The sequence below is a fragment of the Priestia sp. SIMBA_032 genome, assembly GCF_046535215.1.
Taxonomy (GTDB): Bacteria; Bacillota; Bacilli; order Bacillales; family Bacillaceae_H; genus Priestia; species Priestia aryabhattai.
This window is the reverse complement of record NZ_JAWRXD010000005.1, coordinates 358752-374489: the sequence shown is the minus strand read 5'-3', so window position 1 is coordinate 374489 and position 15738 is coordinate 358752. Positions and strand designations below refer to the sequence as shown.

Genomic DNA, 15738 nt, shown 5'->3' with positions numbered 1-15738 from the left:
GCAGGTTATTCTACTTTTTGATCTTCTTCTACAGCAGCAGAATCTGCTTTTGCTTTATATTGAATACTGGATTTTGTTTTAGCAGCAGATGTTTTTTTAGCCGTTTTATTGTCTTTAGGTGCTGCCTTTGACTGCGATTCTTGATTTTCATCTTTTAATAGGCTATTTCCAACCTCTTCATCAGGATGGGGAATTACGTGTGCTGACACTAATTCTCCAACGCGAGCCGCTTCTTCTTTTCCCATATCTACAGCTGCCTGTACTGCACTAACATCACCTTCAACTAACACGGTTACAAGAGCTGCATCTACTTTTTCTTGCTTCACTAAGCGAACATCAGCTGATTTTAGCATCGCATCCGCTGCGACAATCGAACCTATTAAGCCTCTTGTTTCAATCATTCCAAGAGCTTTAGCCATTCTCTCCACCTCTTTCTATATCAACAGAATCTATAATTCCGATAATAATCGCATCAATAGGTAATGGGGCGTCAGATGCCATATGTGCTGCGGCACTTCCTTGAGTAACCATTACCTTATCACCAATCCCGGCTCCAATACGGTCAACTGCAATAAAAGAAGAGTCGTTATTCGATTTATTTGAAAGTTCCGGTTGAACAACTAAAAACTTTAAACCGCGTAAATTATCTTCTTTTCTTGTTGCCCAGACGTTGCCAATTACCGTCCCTATTTTCATAAAACATCCGCTCCCTCTACGTCTATCACGCAAATTTCTTTTCCTAATTCTCTTGCTGTATCGCGTGCTAAAGGAGTGATAATCGTTTTAGGTGAAACAGTAATTTTTTCTTCTTCTACCAATTTCACATGTCTTTGGGTTAGCACTCGTTCTGTAAATGATAAAGAATGTCTATTTAAGCCTGATTGCAAAAATCTCTCAAACGATTGGATTTTCACCCCAAAGCCTTCTAATGTATTTTTATAAGCGATTAAATGGGCTGCATATTTGTTGTTTACTAGCTTTTTTTGATTACTGGACAGTAAGACGTTTCCTAAAGTTACAGAAGGAATGAGTGAAACAGAAATTCCTTCTAGCAAAGCCTCAGCTAAAAGAAAACTTTCTAGTGTATCTGTAATACCAAGCGCTCCTTTTACAAGCAGGTCTTGCTTTGCTTCTGCAAATAAAATACCTTGTATATCTTTTGGAAGGTTTTCTTTTTGGTCATCGCTGTAAACCAATGTCCAGCTTGTTTCTAACTTTTCGATTTGAATTGGATCAATGGCTGCCGACTCTTTCACAATCAGCAGCTTTGGCTTTACGTCTAGGTGCTGCTTGTCTGATTTATCTAATCGTTTTAAAACTTCTACTACAATTTGTTCAATCAGAGCATGATGGTTCATAAAGCTTCCTCGTATAGAGAAAGAATCCCTGTATCTCCGGTAGAAATTAGCCCCGCATTCGCTTCATCTGTATCAATATGCATTTCAAGCTTGAACTTTGGTGAAACTCGAATTAATACACGTTCAAGCGTCGTAGGCCTTTCTCCTTGAGAGGTAATTCGAACACACTGACCATTTTTTACACCATAAGCTTGGGCATCACCTGGCGTCATATGAATATGAGCTCGTGCAATGATTAATCCTTCTTTCTTGTAAATGCTCCCCTTTGGTCCAACTAATGTAATCGCTTCTGAATTCTTTATATCTCCAGACTCACGTAATGGAGGAACAGCACCAAGTTTAATTGAATCTGTTTTACTGACCTCCACTTGAGTTATACTTCTTGCTGGGCCAAGGACTCGCACCTTTTCGATGCTTCCTTTAGGCCCCACAATAGTAACTGTTTCATTAGCTGCAAATTGACCAGGCTGAGACAGGTCTGATTTTTTTGTTAGTTCATACCCTGCTCCAAAAAGAGCTTCTACATCTTCTATACTTAAGTGACAGTGTCTAGCAGATACAGCCATCGGGACTGTATTGCTTTGCTTGGTTGTTTGACTTAACTGCTGAACAACCTCTGCTACAATCGATTGAATGGCCTGCTTATTCATGCGCTATGCTCCTAACTTTTTAAGCTTATAGTTCACTATCGATTTTCGGTAAAATACTTTCTAGTTCATTGTGTGGGCGTGGGATAACATGAACGGAAATAAGTTCTCCAACACGCTGTGCAGCTGCAGCACCAGAATCTGTCGCTGCTTTTACCGCGCCTACGTCACCGCGTACTAAAACCGTTACAATTCCTCCACCTACGTGAACTTTACCAACTAAATGTACGTTTGCTGCTTTTACCATTGCGTCTGCTGCCTCTACTGATGCTACTAATCCTTTTGTTTCAATCATTCCTAATGCTGTTAGTTCTCTTGCCATTTTTAATTCCCCCTAATTAGTTTGTTTGATATTTTTGAAGTGCTTGATTAACCATTTCAGAAATTGCTGCCGAATCAATCGGTCCTTGTGGCTTTAATTGATTCATAACTTCGTTGACAATTTCCTGTACGTCTTGATGATCTTTTGTATCTGATGAAGCAGAGGTAGAAGATAGAGATGGTTTTGGAATTGTTACCTCTTTTGTGCCGTAAGCCATTCGCTTAATATTTAATAAATGGCGAGCGGTCACATTGTCTGACGTAATGTTGCCTCCAAACGAACCGCATCCTAGTGTAAAGGAAGGCTTAAGTCCAGTCGTACCACCCACAGCTCCTACTGACGAGAGTGTGTTGACCATCAGTCTCGAGACCGGCATTTCAAGAGCAAACGTTTTAGCTACCGCATCATCGTTTGTATGAAGTGATAAGCTGTGACCTCTTCCTCCAAGATTTAATAAGCTTAAACATAATTCCCTTGCTTGTTCTTCGTTCTTAGCTGTATACAATGGGAAGATAGGTGCTAGCTTTTCAATCGAAAATGGTACATCCTTTGCCACCTTTGTTTCTTCAGCAACTAATATTCGTGTATCAGAAGGTACTGTAATACCTGCCATTTCAGCAATTTTCACAGCACTTTGACCAACAATATTTGGATTAAGCTTCTTAGGAATCGGTGAAATCACTTTTTCCATTTTTGCTTTTTCTTCTGAATTTAAAAAGTATGCCCCATTATTCCTTAATTCTCTAATAGCCATTTGTTGAATATTAAGGTCAACAACAATTGCTTGCTCGGTTGCACAAATCGTGCCATTGTCGAACGTTTTGCTATCGACAATCATTTTTACTGCTTGGTCAACCTTTGCAGTTTTTTCAATATATACAGGTACATTTCCTGGACCTACACCATAAGCTGGCTTCCCAGAACTATACGCTGCGCGAACGAGACCACTTCCGCCTGTTGCTAAAATTAAATTCACATCTTTATGCTTCATTAATTCATTGGTTGCAGCCATAGAAGGATTGGAAATCCAACCAATAAGTCCTTCCGGAGCTCCCGCTTCGACTGCTGCACGCGCACAAATTTTAAGCGCTTCCACTGTACAGTTCATTGCCCGGGGGTGAGGGCTGACCACTAGAGCATTTCTAGTTTTTAAACTAATTAATGTCTTGAAGATAGCCGTTGAAGTTGGGTTGGTTGTAGGAATAATTCCAGCAACAACTCCAAAAGGAGAGGCGACTTCTACCACTTTGTTCGCTCTATCTTCGTGAACAATACCTACTGTTTTTTCATTTTTAATTGATTCATAAACTGCTCTAGATCCTACCTCATTTTTGATTTTCTTATGTTCTACAACACCCATTCGCGTTTCTTCAACTGCCATTTTTGCTAATTCCAACGCTTTAGAATAGGCTGCTTCGGCAACTCGTTCAACGATGCGATCTACTTGCTCTTGTGTAAAATTCAAGTATACCTGCTGTGCGGCTTTTGCCTTTTCCACTGCATCTCGCATCTCCTGTAAAGATTGAAGATCTTTATCAAACTGCACATCCAACAACTCCTTTCTACTGTCTATAAGCTTTTTAATAATGAACTGGATTTCTTGCAATGTCTAAAATAGCCTGGCGGAACGCATCAGCAGCTGCTTGACAGGCTGATTGGGATCCTGTTAAAAAACCACCGCCAAAATTTGTTTCAGAAGGAGGACCAAAAAATTTCACAAGCTCTACATCAGCTGCTTTAAGCGCTACATCAAGTCCATACATAGCCTCTAGTGGCGGGGCAATTAAATAAGCGAGTGGTTCTCCAATAGCAATTCCTGCTTCTTTAGAAAGATAAGAACCTGTTCTTGCCACCACATGTGCATACAGCGCGTGATTTTTCTCTTCATCTAACGCTTCAAAATAGGCATCTGACTTCGTCACTTGTAAAATGGCATCAATGCCAGCTTTAACTTCATCTGGACTTGGACCCGCTAATACACCAATCATTTCACCTGATAGCGGACCTGACGCATGAGCAGCACCAGCATAAAAGGAACGGGCATAAGCTACCTCAACATCTGCTCTTTTGGTGGCTTCGTCTAAAGCTGTATAGCCCACGTCATCAATACTTGATGTAAACATGGCTAAACTTCTATGGTAAGGCTGCAAGTTAAACTGCTGAACTAAGGCGTCATCCACATTTGGAATCACACGAACAGCTAAAATGTCAGCATGGATACGTGTTAAAGCCACTCCTATTCACCTCTATTGTTCTTTTTGAACAAGCGATACACCGCTAGCTTCATATTTTAAAATTTTTTGAACCAATGTACCGAGATAAGCACCCGCTTCAACTGGAGGAATGCCGCCTTTATGAATATTAGAAACCACCATTCTCTCAGCTTCAATCATTCCTTTTCTCGGTTCATAGCATAAATAGGCACTTAAGGATTCTGCACTTATAAGTCCTGGACGTTCTCCAATTAAAAGTACAACCACTTTTGGCGTCAAAAGTTCACCAATGTCGTCCATTACAGCAACTCGACCTTTTTCTATGTAAAACGGAACGCCTACATCTAAATCTGCGCTTTTTAAGGACTGTTGAAGAGATAAATAAACGTCCTCGACATTTTCTTCAATGGCTTTGGAGCTTAAACCATCAGAAACAATAATTTGAACAGTTGGTGATTTGGTACATTTTTCTTGAATGCACTTTTTGGCTTCGTCTGATAGCTTTCGTCCATAATCCGGTCGGCGAATGTACACTTCTTTATCTGTTACCTGAGTATTTACTTTAAATAAATTCAATCGTTTTAGGAGATTGTCGTTCACATTGCCATAAACAGCATCAACGGCTGCTGCATGGTCATAGCGAAATTTCAGCCATGTTTCTGTTCGTGGACGTAAGCCTGCTCTGCCAATCCCGATTCGGGCGGGTGTTTTCTGAATCAATGTATCTAATTCTTCTTGATTCACTGGATTTTTAATACCCGGTACCTGCTGCTTTGGTTCCATGTTCTCTTCCTGCTGAATAGGCATCTTACTTTCAGGCAGAGATGTTGAATGTTTTTCTTGAATATTCGGAAATTTAATTAATTCCTTTGCTGACTCTTCTTCTACCACTTCAGCTAGAGGCCCATTAATCACTTTCTTATTTGCATTGGATGTATGAGCCCAAAAAGCTACGCTGCTTTGACTATTGTCAGTAGGAGAACTTTGCTCGAAGCTAGATTGTTTTTCTAGCTTTTCGACAATGGATCGTGTAATTTTTTCAATCAATTCAGGATTCATCCTCTTCATCACCTACCTTGTAAAAATACTTGGATCTCCTGCATATTTACTTAATTTCCCTTGTTCAAAAATCCCCATTTTCTCAAGCCATTCTGCAAATAAAGGAGAAGGCTGTTTCCCCATCGTTTGCCTTAAAGTTGCTACATCATGGTAGCTCATTGATTGGTAGTTAAGCATACAATCATCACCCATTGGTGTTGCAATGATAAAATTAACCCCTGCAGCTGTTAGCAATACACCTAGATCTTCAATATCATTTTGATCTGCTTTAATATGATTGGTATAACAAATATCTACACCCATCGGAATTCCATGCATCTTTGCCATAAAATGGTCTTCTAAGCCTGCACGAATAACTTGTTTGTTGTTATATAAGTACTCAGGTCCAATAAAACCAACCACGGTATTTACAATGTACGGATCATAATGACGTGCAAATCCATAGTTACGAGACTCTAAAGTTAGCTGATCCATCCCAAAGTGCGCTTCAGCCGATAGCTCAGAACCTTGTCCTGTTTCAAAATATAAGCACTGAGGTCCTGTTCCTGTTCCATGACTTTTAGCTAATTGATTCGCCTCTTCTAATAAGGCAGCGCTGATTCCAAACGAACGGTTAGCGGCTTCTGTTCCAGCAATACTTTGGAAAATCATATCCGCTGGTGCTCCTTGTTCAATGGCTTTCATCTGAGTCGTAACATGAGCTAAAACGCAGTTTTGAGTTGGAATTTCCCAATCATTCATAAAATTTTTCGTAGCGTGCAGCAGCCGTTTTACACTTTCAACCGAATCATCGACGGGGTTAATACCAATAACGGCATCTCCAATTCCGTAAGACAGCCCTTCTTTTAACGAAGCAATCATGCCCTCTACATTGTCGGTAGGGTGGTTAGGCTGTAGTCTAGAAGCTAAGACTCCTTTTTGGCCAATCGTAATATTGCATTTTGTTAAAATTTCAATCTTATTTGCTGCGTGAACTAAATCAAGGTTTGACATTAGTTTTGCTACTGCAGCAATAATTTCACTATTTAACCCTCGACTAATCCTCTTTAAATCCTCACCCGTTGTTTCATCACTTAAGATATACTCTCTAAGTTCTGCTACGGACCAATTTTTCATCGATTGATAGATGGGCTCATTGACTTGATTTTCAATAATTTGAGATACTTCGTCTTCTTCAGGTGAAATCATTGGATTTTCGCGAATATCAGCAAGTGTTAATTCGCTAAGCACCTCTTTTGCAGCAATTCTTTCTTGAACGGTTTTTGCAGCTAAACCCGCCAGCCGGTCACCAGACTTTTCTTCATTTGCCTTAGCAAACAAATCTTTCAAATCAGAAAATTGATAAACAGCACCTAAATAATGTGTATGTAACTTCACCAGTGAAGCCCCCTTTCTTATGAATGGAACGTAAGGGTTTTGACTACTACCGGTACTACGCTTGTTTGTAGCAGCTGACCAATATCTAAGTAATCACCGTGTTCCACCTTAATTTGATCAATACAAATAATGCTTTGCGACGAATCTTGAGCAACAAGCGTTTGGCCCAATACCTTGGCATGATCGCTCTCAAGAACAATAATGAGCGGCTGATCTCTTTTGTTTTTTTGTTTCACCGCTTCTAGCAGACCTTTTGCTAATTGTTGAATATCTCGAAATCCTACGTACGGAAGCCCAGATAAGTACAAAGCAAAGTTTTGCCCTTCCTGCTGCGGGTCATGTATCTCAATTGCATCTTTTACAGCATTCTTTAAGTGATGAACACTTTTTTGAAACCCATCCTTAAAAGAAATTTGATAAACAGGTATATTTCGTACAGGTAAATCTTTGGTTTCTACTTGAATCGTGGCTCCACTGATTTCAGTCGTTTGTGTACCGGCACCAAGAACGGTTGCGCGAACGGTTTCATCAGGCTGAATCCATGACCATCCCTTCAAACTCTGACTATCTTTTAAAGAGTCTGCAAGCATTATTCCTATGTCGTGGTAAGGAGCTTGTTCAACACCTTTAGACTCATATTGATAGAGACACTCACTAATTCCACCAGAAAACATAATGACATCAATTTCTTCTTTCCAATTCGGTTCATGCCCTAAAAGTAGTATCTTGTCCTCTGCTGTCATAGTACGTGTTAGCATTCGGCTAATCACATCAGCCATATAATTTGTTATTTTCTTTACCTCTTCTTCCACCATTACATCACCTTTTGCAAGAGTACTATTCCACTCTCTTAATAGGTTTCTAACGGGTGGTGAAATGCTGCTGATTTTATCTTCCGAAAACTCAATCAGCCTGCCTCCTATATGCAGCGTGCAGGTTCCACAAAGCCTTCCCATTCGATAAACTGCTACATTAGCGGTTCCCCCGCCAATATCTATATTGGCAATCGTTTTGCTCGTTTTTTTGGAGTATTGGTAAGCTCCTGATCCTTTTGCTGCAATAATTCCCTCTAGGTCGGGACCTGCAGTTGCTACTAAAAACTCACCGGCATGATTTGAAAGATGGTGAATCATTTCCTCGGCATTTTGCTTAGTTGCTGTCTCACCTGTAATAATCACGGCACCTGTTTTAATGTCTTCAAAACCAACGTTTGCTTTATCATACTCATTTCTAACAAGCTTCTCTATTGCTTCAATATCGATTGTTGTTGATGTGAGAAGTGGTGTTCGATAAATCGGGCTGCGATGAATAATTTCTTTATCAATAATCTCAATACGAGGCAAGTGTGTTCCTCCTGCCATATTCATCAGAGAAAATTGGCTTAACACAATTTTGGTTGTGCTTGTTCCTATATCAATTCCTGCACTGATAATCTCCTCTTTTAGCGGTTCGTATCGCTTCATATCCCTCCACCTCGTTAACCTTCAATCAGCAAAAGGTTTTAGTCATTACTGATTGCTAATTAGTCGTGTTTTAGTCAAATAAAAAAGGCACCTCATACGAACTATCTCCTGAAAGATAGCTGTATAAGGCGCCTTTGCCCGTAATTTTTTTGTATATTTAGAATATAACTGATTTCTTACAAATTGTAAAGGTTTTCATTAAAAAATAATAGTTTTCGATTTCCAGTTATCACTACACTCTTTCATCTCTTGTAAAGACTGACACTGTACCAAAGCTCGAATCTCTTCAAGCCCTTCTTTATTAAGGGAAGAAGTGACAACAATAGGACCGTTTACAACTACTTGCCTTGCTTTTTTAATAGCTAAACTCACATCAGCATCTTCTGCATCACTTTTTGTAATGACCCCAATAGCTAACTTATTAATGCCTGTACTAAAATTGGGTGGAAAGACTGTCTTTTTCTTTGTGGCGTCATGCAAATATAACACATGTGTAACTTCAAGAGCGGTTGCCATAATGTTTTTATAAAAAAAAGGATTTTCAACATATTCTCCAGGTGTATCAACGATCCAATCATAATAGATTAAAGCTTGTGTTTTAACTGCCTCGACCGGCTTTCCAAGCAGAGCATTTGTTAATGTCGATTTACCGGCACCAATTGAGCCAATGAGCATGGCTCTGTTTTTCTTATGCATAAGTCTCCCCTCCCTACTATACAGTTAGGATTTTGTGATAATTGAAGGTGTGTAACCTAATGTTTCGGAGAGAAAACGATTGATTTCTCTCATGGCCATATCTACCTCTGAAACGCTCCCCACAATAACAAGACTTCCTGTAAAACGATCTAAAAAACCTAATTGAACATGTGCAGCTTTTGTAGCCAAATCACCTGCAATAATAACGGTCTCACTAGGAGTCAATGTTAGAATGCCTAGAGCTCCTTCTTGCTGTATACCTAATTTTTCGAACATATCCGGATCTGGATTTGCAATTAAATGGCTCAATGTAATTTGTTTTCCAGGAACAAACTCTTGGATAAAACGCTTTTTTTCTTCACTCATAAAAATTACCTCTCCCTTATCGTACAAACTCTATACAATACTTACATCACTTGTGTCTTACTGCTTTTTTCTTCTGCCTCTTCATTTTCTTCAGCTGCTGAACTTAAGTACTCGTCCTTTCCAATAATGCCTGCTTCGCGATCCTTCTTTTCTAGCTCTAAGGCTTTTGGAACAGATAGCCAATATGCTAAACCAATTCCTATTAAACCTGCTGAGAACTTCCCGATAATAACTGGAAGAATTAATGTCGGCTGGAAATTGGCTGTAAAAGATAAATGATCTCCTAATAAAAATGCCGAGCAAACTGCAAACGAAATATTAATAACTTTGTCTTTCGGAGGCATGCTGCGAATGAGCTTAAACATCGCTAAAATATTAGCAATCGTAGCTAAAATACCTGCACTTCCTTCTTTACTTAATCCGAGTTTTTTCCCTACAGCTTCAAGCGGCTTTCCTGCATATTTTTGAAGCAAATAAACCATTGGAAATGCACCAGCAAGCATGATGCCAATATAACCTGCTGTTTCTAGCGCACGGAATTGATCTGCTTTATCAGCCATGATCGGATGAAATCCCCAGCTTCCAAATAAATGAGAGAATAGGCCCGTGAAAATTTCAACAATGGAGAAAACAAGAACTAGCTTAATTCCGGCATCCATAATACGCCCAAACCACATAAATCCTTTAATCATTAAATCTGGCAAGAAATATAGTCCTACCGCTAATAGCACAACAAATAATAAAAGTGGAGATAAATTCAAAATAATTTTCAAATAACTTATCGTAAATTCGTAGGTTGAATCACTTGTAGTGGAAATAATTTTACGCACATCAGAATTGGTTACCATAATTAAAACACTTGAAATAAAAGCACCAATTGGAATCGTTAACACACCTGACATAACGCCAAGCGCCATATATTTGTGGTCGCGTTTATCCAGCATGGCCAGTCCTACTGGAATCGAGAATACAATGGTTGCTCCGGCCATAAATCCTACTATCATGGCCATGACCCATCCTTCATAAGACTCTTTTAATACGTGTGCTAATTGATATCCTCCCATATCCGTTGCTAAGATAGAGGTTGCAGCAATAGCAGGATCTGCCCCAATTGCTGAGAAAAAAGGACCGCATACCGTACTAATAAACCACGAAAGATATGGAGTTGCAGCCATGATACCAGCCGCTGGTATAAAAATATACCCGATAGAATGTAACCCTTCCATAAATTGCTTTCCTAATCCTTCATCACTATTTCTAATCGCAGCAATAGCCCCACACACTGCACAAGTCATGATAATATAAATCACGATTTTCCCAATGATAACCACACCCAATTCCCCCTATATGATGGTTTTTATTTAAACAGATAATAGTTTAACTATTTCTATCTATTTAAAGCATATGAAGTAACCTGTTAAGAGCTTTGCTACTAAAGAAAGATTAAAATTGTTCCCTTAAAAAAGACAAAAAGGTGCCAGGTGGTTTTTTATCACTTAAAACCACTAAGCACCTTTGCTCAAACTATTTACTTGTACAGTGAGGTTAAGTTCCATATTTCTCAATGATGTGTTTTGCTAATTTCTCTAGTGTAACCTGCTTTTTCATACTAATCGTTCGCATTTTTTTGAAAGCACGATCTTCTGTTAAATTATATTTATCCATTAGAATTCCTTTTGCTTTTTCAACAATTTTTCGTTTTTTCAGTTCGTTATTCATTTCCTGAACTCTTTGCTCATACATTTTTGCATTTTCTGCTTGTTGTAAAGCAATTTCAACTGCTGGAATTAAATTGGATTCAGAGATTGGTTTCACTAAATAGCCTACTATATTCGCTTTTTTCGCTTTATCAATAAACTCCTTCTGACTGTATGCTGTCAACAGCAGAATAGGAATATTATATTTATTTGAAATAATTTCACTTGCTTTTAGTCCATTTAACTTAGGCATTTTTATATCCATGATAATTAAATCTGGCTTTAGTGCAAAAGCCAATTCAACCGCTTTTTCACCATCTCCAGCTTCTCCTACTATTTCATAACCATTATCAGAGAGCATCATTGATAAATCTAGTCGTACAATTGACTCATCTTCAACAATTATAATTCGTTTAGTCATGGTGTCCCCCTCTTTCTAATGGGAACCTAGCTGATGCCATGGTGCCATTTGAAGTTCTCTCAATCGAAAATTGACCAGATAAATCGTGAGTAACCATCATGGTAACTATATCTAACCCTAAAGATGGCTTGGCTTCTTTTGAGTACCCAATACCATTATCTTTAATTGTAACCTCTATTTCATGGTTATTCTGTTGAAAAGAAACGTGAATGTTACCTTCTTCTCGCCCCTTAAACGCATGTTTCATACAGTTTTGAATAAGCTCATTAATAATTAACGCTATGGAAACAGCTTTATCCGACTTTGCAAAAAGCTGAGTGCCCGAGTATTCAATTGAAATATTTTTATTTTCATCAGTAGCGCTATACACTAGCATATTACCAATTTTCTCAATCAAACTAAGAATATCTACATTATCTACGCTAGAGTTAGAAAGAATAATCTCGTACACAGAAGCGATACTTAAAATCCGGTTAAGACTCTCAATAAAATGAGCCTTACTTTCTTCAGGCAGTCCTCTTCTCATCTGAAGCCTTAATAAACTCGCAATAGTCTGTAAATTGTTTTTGACGCGATGATGAATTTCTTGAATCATGACTGATTTGACAACAAGTTCTCTTTCTCGCTCTCTAAGTTCAGTCATATCTCGAAATGTAATAAAAGCACCATTCGTTGAGCTTTCTTGTTTTAAACTAACTTTTTTGACTTGAAATACCTTATTCAAAATAGTCACTTCTTGCATAAACAACTTTTCTGGATGATAAAATAACTCTTCTAAACAAGGGAAATATTCGATGATTTGATTCCCTACCTTACATTCTGAGGAACAGACTTCAGAAACCAAATTGAAAGAAGCTGAATTAAAATATAGAATGTTTAAATTAGGATCAATAAAGAAAAGTGCCTCTCCAATAAACTCTGGAATAAGCGAAGCATTTTCTGTCATCTCCATTAAAATTTCGCTTAACGTGTCATTTGTGTTTGATAACGTTTTCATTTTTTCTTGACGTTCAACCATTTCACTGATATCTTTTTCCATAATCAATGTAGCAATTACACGATTATTAAATCCTTTAATAGGAACCACACTTTGTTCTACCGTTTTTCCTTCTTGTGTTAAGGCGCGATTTAAAGACATCGGTTTTCCATTTTTCAGCGTGTAAAATACTGCCGGTTCAAACGCTTCGTACACAAATTCCCCTGCCACTGGACGTTCATAAACTGACGGTGCAGTTTCTGGTGCAGCTTCTGCCACTACAACTGCATGCTGTCCTTCTTTTGTTAAACAATCGATAAACACATTTGCTCGGTTTAAATCAGCAATAAGCGGCAAATTTTTAGCAACTTCATCAATCTTTTGAATATCAACTTCTGCTAGATTTGTATGAAGCCTGCATAAAGAATTTAAGGATAATGTATGAGTCATATGTAAACTCCTAGCTGCTTTTAAACATTTAAGCATTAAAATATTAGAATATAATAAGTATTATATTTTTCTGAACTTTCTTTGTCAATGACCCATTTTGATGCAAAAATATTTACTTTACGAAGGAAATCTTATTTCTTCTATGACTTATCACTTCTTTTTCTAAAGGTAAAAGTGGACGATCGTGGTCTATCTGCCAGTTGAATTCGCATAGATATAGTCCTTGGGCTTTGAATCTTTTTACATAAAAATTAGCATTCTGTTATTTTGTTAGTAATAGCTTATATAGTAAGTTTTGAATTTTTAAAAAAGATAAAATCAACTAATGAGCTGCTTAATAAAAAGAAATACCTAATAAAATCATGTAGCAAAGGGGAGTTTTAATACGATGTCAGTGTGGATAGGAATATGGATTGCTATGTTTGTGACCATATTTGGAGGCACATACTTCGGATACAGATTAAACAAAAAAAGGAAAGAAGCAGAGAAGAAAAGAGATTATACAGCACGATAGCAAACTGGATGATCTCTTTTTTCAGCCTTTTTTACATCTATATAGACGGATAAAGTTTTATTTTTACACGCGAGTAGGCATACATCATAGTTTAACTCTTACTTCCGTACCGTCAGTAGCTTTGACATCTACTAGTACCATTCCCTTATGTTTCTTCAGTTCCTTAACAATAGACTTTAGCATACTTTTATCTATTATCGGAAAAGTAAAGTTCAACTCTTTTCTTTTTAAATGTTCTTTTGTCCATTTATCCGCATGCTTCTGGATAAATTTCGAAAAAGCAACGCTAATAGCAACGTTTAAAAGAGCATATGGAACTGGAATGCTAAATCGAACATCTTTTGTTTTCACTTTTACATGAATCATAAGCGAACCATTACTCAATGATGACTGAAACGGTATCGCCGTTTGCCGATTTAATATCAACAATTTGACCATCTAACTCGTTTTCGATTGCTTCAACAATCAGGTTTATGTCTATATCTTTTACATATTTTTCCGATTGAGGAATACTTGCTGCGATGCTGTGTCCCGCCATTAATACCAGCTTGACAAGCTTTATCGGCAAATTAACCTTTACATTATCGTTTTCAGTTGACAAAACTCGAATCTTTAACGTTTTATCTAAATACGCATTCGGTTTCTTCGAAAGCTTATTGCCTGTTTCTTCTTTTTCTTTTAATACTTGAATCAGTTCTGATCCCTTTTCTGCATCAATTTTGCCTTCTTGAACCATTGTTAACACTTTTGTAATTTCCTCTTTCATAGACAATCCCCCTATTCTTCTTTTAAGAGCTTGATGGCTTCTTCTGCTGTAATTTCACCATTTTCTAACATAGACACAATTTTTTTCTCATCTACTTCATTTTTCTTCTTCTCTACATATCCAAGAGATGAAATGATGTCAGTAAGCTTGCCTCGGACGGTTGGATACGAAACGCCCAGTTCCTTTTCCACTTCTTTGATATTTCCTCTGCATGTTAAAAATACTTCTACAAAATGAAGCTGATCACTCGATAAAGATGCCAGCTTAGATAATTCAAACTCATTTTCAATCGTCGTGTGACAATGGGTGCACTGTAGCTTTGTAATTTTTAACGTTTCACTGCAGACAGGACAATTTGTAAGTACTTTATAAGCCATAATCAAATCTCCTTCTTTTAGTTAATTTGATTATACAATAAATATTTAATATTAAAAACAATAAAATTAAATAATTTTAACTAATAAATTAAAAATGTGAATTATTATATAAATAATATTAATAATTTGTTTTAATTCACACACAAAATTAAATAAAAAAGAGAAGGATAAAAAACCCTCTCTTAAACTACATAATTATTTTTTGGCTATTATTCAATCAATCTATTTATCCTGCAATTTGAGCCCTAGTAAAAGTCCCATCTACATTTCCCTCTACAATGATGCTATGTCCTGCAAACATATCTCCATCAGAGAAGTAAAAATCAAAGTCACCTTCTGGATAAACGGATATAGTGTCTAAACTCATAAGATACATAAACATTTCTTCTGTCATTTCCTCTATTTCATCCTCTTCCTGTAACCAATCATTGGCTAAATCGACCAGTTCCGCTGCGGCATACATTCTAATTTTTTGGCTCCATTTATTCTGCTCCTCAAAAAGTGTATGTGCTGTCTTCAGCGCAGACTTTATCATACTTTCATCTTCATGCCAGTCAAAATACAGCTCGCACTGTTCATTCGCCCAAGAAATGTTTTTTTCAAAAACTTTAATACTTTTTTCAAGTGTAAACTTGCCAAATATCTCATCATGATAATAAACGGGCTTCACTGATTTTTTTACTATCGTTTTTAACTCTTCGTCTTCATACTCTGATTCCAGAATGTTAACGAGCATCATTGAATTCGTTCCCCTACGTACTTGTAGCTTTACAACAGTATTACTTTGCAGTAGGTTCATTGCTTTTTCCACTTCTTCCTCGTCCACTAACCATCTAAGCTGTATCTCTTCTTTTTTGACTGCTTCATTTTCATCTAAACTTTTCCATGCAATCAAATCAATTGATGCTGTCCATAAAGTTTCTCCACTGGACATTCCAGCACCAATCCCTACTGAACCTGTAACCGCTGCTATGTCAATTACTTCTTTTGAGAATCCTTTTTCAAATTTCTTTTTTTCACTGAATTTACTCATTTT

The 15738-nt window shown here is 37.5% G+C and carries 20 protein-coding genes; 1 reads left to right on the top strand and 19 read right to left on the bottom strand.

Annotated elements, in window-relative coordinates:
* Positions 1–5: 5 nt before the first annotated feature.
* The 15 genes from SB717_RS19120 to SB717_RS19050 form a co-directional block, all read right to left on the bottom strand.
* Positions 6–419 (bottom strand): BMC domain-containing protein, encoded by a 414-nt coding sequence (locus SB717_RS19120; RefSeq protein WP_182005980.1) that lies wholly within the window; start codon positions 417–419, stop codon positions 6–8.
* Positions 412–696 carry a EutN/CcmL family microcompartment protein gene (locus SB717_RS19115; protein ID WP_410904466.1) on the bottom strand — a complete coding sequence of 95 codons (285 nt, stop codon included), beginning with the start codon at positions 694–696 and terminating at the stop codon, positions 412–414. Before SB717_RS19115 ends, SB717_RS19120 begins: the two co-directional genes overlap by 8 nt.
* The gene (locus tag SB717_RS19110) at positions 693–1358 is read right to left on the bottom strand and encodes a hypothetical protein (RefSeq protein WP_074676578.1); all 666 of its coding nucleotides are present in this window, start codon (positions 1356–1358) and stop codon (positions 693–695) included. Before SB717_RS19110 ends, SB717_RS19115 begins: the two co-directional genes overlap by 4 nt.
* Positions 1355–2008 carry a phosphate propanoyltransferase gene (locus SB717_RS19105; protein WP_074676580.1) on the bottom strand — a complete coding sequence of 218 codons (654 nt, stop codon included), beginning with the start codon at positions 2006–2008 and terminating at the stop codon, positions 1355–1357. The genes SB717_RS19110 and SB717_RS19105 overlap by 4 nt, the downstream gene beginning before the upstream one ends.
* Before the next feature lie 25 nt (positions 2009–2033).
* On the bottom strand, positions 2034–2327 hold the full coding sequence (gene eutM / locus SB717_RS19100; protein ID WP_013058365.1) for an ethanolamine utilization microcompartment protein EutM: 294 nt from the start codon (positions 2325–2327) through the stop codon (positions 2034–2036).
* 16 nt (positions 2328–2343) lie between these two features.
* Positions 2344–3873: an acetaldehyde dehydrogenase (acetylating) gene (locus SB717_RS19095; protein WP_410904465.1), complete on the bottom strand. Its 1530-nt coding sequence runs from the start codon at positions 3871–3873 to the stop codon at positions 2344–2346.
* A 34-nt stretch (positions 3874–3907) separates the two neighbouring features.
* A complete protein-coding gene (eutL, locus tag SB717_RS19090) occupies positions 3908–4561 on the bottom strand; it encodes an ethanolamine utilization microcompartment protein EutL (RefSeq protein ID WP_098621304.1) in 654 nt (217 codons plus the stop codon).
* A 12-nt stretch (positions 4562–4573) separates the two neighbouring features.
* The gene (gene eutC / locus SB717_RS19085) at positions 4574–5599 is read right to left on the bottom strand and encodes an ethanolamine ammonia-lyase subunit EutC (protein ID WP_410904464.1); all 1026 of its coding nucleotides are present in this window, start codon (positions 5597–5599) and stop codon (positions 4574–4576) included.
* Between the two features lie 12 nt (positions 5600–5611).
* Positions 5612–6976 (bottom strand): ethanolamine ammonia-lyase subunit EutB, encoded by a 1365-nt coding sequence (locus tag SB717_RS19080; RefSeq protein ID WP_074676587.1) that lies wholly within the window; start codon positions 6974–6976, stop codon positions 5612–5614.
* A gap of 17 nt (positions 6977–6993) precedes the next feature.
* Positions 6994–8439: an ethanolamine ammonia-lyase reactivating factor EutA gene (locus tag SB717_RS19075; RefSeq protein ID WP_074676589.1), complete on the bottom strand. Its 1446-nt coding sequence runs from the start codon at positions 8437–8439 to the stop codon at positions 6994–6996.
* 198 nt (positions 8440–8637) lie between these two features.
* Positions 8638–9135, bottom strand: a complete 498-nt coding sequence (locus SB717_RS19070; RefSeq protein WP_098621302.1) for a EutP/PduV family microcompartment system protein — start codon at positions 9133–9135, stop codon at positions 8638–8640.
* 24 nt (positions 9136–9159) lie between these two features.
* Complete coding sequence (eutS, locus tag SB717_RS19065; protein WP_013058372.1) at positions 9160–9501, bottom strand: ethanolamine utilization microcompartment protein EutS; 342 nt, start codon at positions 9499–9501, stop codon at positions 9160–9162.
* Between the two features lie 41 nt (positions 9502–9542).
* Positions 9543–10832, bottom strand: a complete 1290-nt coding sequence (eutH, locus tag SB717_RS19060) for an ethanolamine utilization protein EutH (RefSeq protein WP_074676593.1) — start codon at positions 10830–10832, stop codon at positions 9543–9545.
* Between the two features lie 214 nt (positions 10833–11046).
* Entirely contained in the window at positions 11047–11619 is a 573-nt protein-coding gene (locus SB717_RS19055) for an ANTAR domain-containing response regulator (protein ID WP_074676596.1), read from the bottom strand.
* Positions 11612–13045 (bottom strand): histidine kinase N-terminal domain-containing protein, encoded by a 1434-nt coding sequence (locus SB717_RS19050; RefSeq protein WP_410904463.1) that lies wholly within the window; start codon positions 13043–13045, stop codon positions 11612–11614. Before SB717_RS19050 ends, SB717_RS19055 begins: the two co-directional genes overlap by 8 nt.
* Before the next feature lie 388 nt (positions 13046–13433).
* On the opposite strand from SB717_RS19050, the gene SB717_RS19045 reads away from it, so the two are divergent.
* A complete protein-coding gene (locus SB717_RS19045) occupies positions 13434–13559 on the top strand; it encodes a hypothetical protein (protein ID WP_255285396.1) in 126 nt (41 codons plus the stop codon).
* Between the two features lie 84 nt (positions 13560–13643).
* Here SB717_RS19045 and SB717_RS19040 read toward each other — a convergent pair whose 3' ends face one another.
* The 4 genes from SB717_RS19040 to SB717_RS19025 form a co-directional block, all read right to left on the bottom strand.
* Complete coding sequence (locus tag SB717_RS19040) at positions 13644–13925, bottom strand: hypothetical protein (RefSeq protein ID WP_410904462.1); 282 nt, start codon at positions 13923–13925, stop codon at positions 13644–13646.
* A gap of 10 nt (positions 13926–13935) precedes the next feature.
* The gene (locus SB717_RS19035) at positions 13936–14325 is read right to left on the bottom strand and encodes an SHOCT-like domain-containing protein (protein WP_074676602.1); all 390 of its coding nucleotides are present in this window, start codon (positions 14323–14325) and stop codon (positions 13936–13938) included.
* A gap of 11 nt (positions 14326–14336) precedes the next feature.
* Positions 14337–14702: a DUF2089 domain-containing protein gene (locus SB717_RS19030; protein ID WP_074676604.1), complete on the bottom strand. Its 366-nt coding sequence runs from the start codon at positions 14700–14702 to the stop codon at positions 14337–14339.
* A gap of 226 nt (positions 14703–14928) precedes the next feature.
* Positions 14929–15735, bottom strand: coding sequence for a DUF2262 domain-containing protein (locus SB717_RS19025; RefSeq protein WP_410904493.1), 807 nt, complete (start codon positions 15733–15735; stop codon positions 14929–14931).
* Positions 15736–15738 lie beyond the last annotated feature (3 nt).

What these genes read in the sequence shown, in the direction of transcription:
- eutS (WP_013058372.1), bottom strand. Translation starts at nt 9,501, where the DNA reads ATGAGTGAAGAAAAAAAGCGTTTTATCCAAGAGTTTGTTCCTGGAAAA.
- SB717_RS19025 (WP_410904493.1), bottom strand. Translation starts at nt 15,735, where the DNA reads ATGAGTAAATTCAGTGAAAAAAAGAAATTTGAAAAAGGATTCTCAAAA.
- SB717_RS19035 (WP_074676602.1), bottom strand. Translation starts at nt 14,325, where the DNA reads ATGAAAGAGGAAATTACAAAAGTGTTAACAATGGTTCAAGAAGGCAAA.
- SB717_RS19070 (WP_098621302.1), bottom strand. Translation starts at nt 9,135, where the DNA reads ATGCATAAGAAAAACAGAGCCATGCTCATTGGCTCAATTGGTGCCGGT.
- eutC (WP_410904464.1), bottom strand. Translation starts at nt 5,599, where the DNA reads ATGAATCCTGAATTGATTGAAAAAATTACACGATCCATTGTCGAAAAG.
- SB717_RS19030 (WP_074676604.1), bottom strand. Translation starts at nt 14,702, where the DNA reads ATGGCTTATAAAGTACTTACAAATTGTCCTGTCTGCAGTGAAACGTTA.
- SB717_RS19075 (WP_074676589.1), bottom strand. Translation starts at nt 8,439, where the DNA reads ATGAAGCGATACGAACCGCTAAAAGAGGAGATTATCAGTGCAGGAATT.
- SB717_RS19055 (WP_074676596.1), bottom strand. Translation starts at nt 11,619, where the DNA reads ATGACTAAACGAATTATAATTGTTGAAGATGAGTCAATTGTACGACTA.
- SB717_RS19120 (WP_182005980.1), bottom strand. Translation starts at nt 419, where the DNA reads ATGGCTAAAGCTCTTGGAATGATTGAAACAAGAGGCTTAATAGGTTCG.
- SB717_RS19045 (WP_255285396.1), top strand. Translation starts at nt 13,434, where the DNA reads ATGTCAGTGTGGATAGGAATATGGATTGCTATGTTTGTGACCATATTT.
- SB717_RS19050 (WP_410904463.1), bottom strand. Translation starts at nt 13,045, where the DNA reads ATGACTCATACATTATCCTTAAATTCTTTATGCAGGCTTCATACAAAT.
- SB717_RS19040 (WP_410904462.1), bottom strand. Translation starts at nt 13,925, where the DNA reads ATGATTCATGTAAAAGTGAAAACAAAAGATGTTCGATTTAGCATTCCA.
- SB717_RS19115 (WP_410904466.1), bottom strand. Translation starts at nt 696, where the DNA reads ATGAAAATAGGGACGGTAATTGGCAACGTCTGGGCAACAAGAAAAGAA.
- SB717_RS19110 (WP_074676578.1), bottom strand. Translation starts at nt 1,358, where the DNA reads ATGAACCATCATGCTCTGATTGAACAAATTGTAGTAGAAGTTTTAAAA.
- eutM (WP_013058365.1), bottom strand. Translation starts at nt 2,327, where the DNA reads ATGGCAAGAGAACTAACAGCATTAGGAATGATTGAAACAAAAGGATTA.
- SB717_RS19105 (WP_074676580.1), bottom strand. Translation starts at nt 2,008, where the DNA reads ATGAATAAGCAGGCCATTCAATCGATTGTAGCAGAGGTTGTTCAGCAG.